Genomic DNA, 1,656 nt, shown 5'->3' on the forward strand with positions numbered 1-1,656 from the left:
CCTGGCCGGCTTCGATGTGGTAGGCGATAAGGAAGACGGTGTTGGTTTAGAACCTGTTCACGGTCTCCCAGGGGTCGCGCTGCGGCCTTGGCGGGATGGGGTGCAAGGCGCGGGGTGCAGTTGATAGCCCGGCTATCAACAAGCGCCGCAACGCCGCAGACCGCCCGCCAAGGCACTTGCCCGAAGGGTTGGAGCGAAATCGGGCGATTGGACGCCCCGCCTGCTTGCATGGGCATGGGCCCATGCGGCGCATCCGAAGCATCCACTCATCCCGATTGCGCTCCAACGCGATCCCCTGCGAGATCGTGAACAGGTTCTAGGGTCGAAGAACCCCTGGGCCAAACCGGTGTCTTGCGAGCCCATATCGACATCGCCGACCAGGGGCTCCCAATGCGCCTGGATGTCGGCCGAGGTGGCAACCACCACGTGGCCACGACCCTCTTCAAGCAAGCCCATGCTGTTGGTGGGTTTGGCAACCGCAGCGCGCACCGGTTGAACAGTGGCAGGCTTGAAGGGCAGGCCCTGGAGTTCTGATTTGGCGAGCTACGGCTGATCTGCTGGCTTGGCAGGGAGGAGGACTGGGCCTGCTCGCCAGAACCAATGCGTTAACCGCTTCCGGCGATTGAAAAGTCGCAGAAATTTATTTCATTCTTTCTCGTAATAATTTTCCAGCCAATGGTCAATATCCATGCCCTCCTTGGCGACAAAGTACGTAAAGAGCTTGGCGTTTCCAAGGCTCGACCCTCCAAGAAGATACCTTATGTATCTATCCGCATCCAAAGGAGCAAGCTTCCGCACATCATTAATGTGGAGGTCGTACACCTCCCTGTAACTACTGCAGCTTCCTTCTTCCTGCGATACATCTCTTCCCAGATCACGCTCCAGTGCTTTTAGAGTGGAATCGCGCAAACCAGCCATGGTAACTCCTTTGATAATCATTTTTGCTTTGCAATAATATTCAATTTGCTGGGCACTTCTTTCAGTTCATCGACGTCAATCGGGTCCTTTGGTGTTATCTCAAAAATTCCATATCCCAGCCTATGCCTAGCTTTGCCGAACGATATGTCCCTTATCGCGGCCTGTGCCCAATCATCCTTTGTTCCATTTTGATTGTTTTTGCGATGCTTGTCGAATTCTTTTTGGAAATTTCTGAGATTGCTGTTGGCCAGTTTGCCTGGCAACCCAACCGGAAGATGCCCTTTCGTTTCGAGGTAGTAAGAAATCAATTTTCTCAGCATTGCCTCAGTCACTCCGTGGGCATCAATTTTCACGAATTCTCCTGATGATTCTATTTTTGCTGTTTTTGAAATATTCAGGGAAGGTCCATTTTTTTCATCATCTTCTATGTTGGCGAAGCCAACATACTCTTCACCCACAAGCAAAGCAATGTCGTCCGCGTAGGGATTGTCTTTTGACATCCGGACCTTGAGGTCTTCTTCCTTGAAGGGAATGGGCCGGGGATTGTCCTTCGTTCCCAGCGGACCTTTCTTCGGTGCTGCACCCGCGTTGTCATCTCCCGCCCCGCGGCTCATCTGGATGGGAAGATAGGGGGCGGAAGGTGCCCTGCCGTTGGGCCGCTCAAGACCCGACGGGGCCGAGGCTGAGCGCTCCAACTGTGCAATGCCAAACGCCAAGTCCACCAAATCCTGCCCATCA

Annotated in this window: 2 protein-coding genes; both read right to left on the minus strand. The window is 53.9% G+C overall.

All coding sequences use genetic code 11. From position 1 onward, the window contains the following. Nucleotides 1-645: 645 nt before the first annotated feature. Nucleotides 646-939 (minus strand): hypothetical protein, encoded by a 294-nt coding sequence (locus PMI14_RS34740; protein WP_146187993.1) that lies wholly within the window; start codon nt 937-939, stop codon nt 646-648. Then, nucleotides 936-1,656 (minus strand): hypothetical protein (locus PMI14_RS34745; protein ID WP_007851807.1); only part of this gene is annotated, 721 nt, incomplete at its 5' end. The genes PMI14_RS34740 and PMI14_RS34745, both read right to left, overlap by 4 nt.

Source organism: Acidovorax sp. CF316 (assembly GCF_000276605.1).
In the GTDB taxonomy this organism is placed as follows: Bacteria; Pseudomonadota; Gammaproteobacteria; order Burkholderiales; family Burkholderiaceae_C; genus Acidovorax.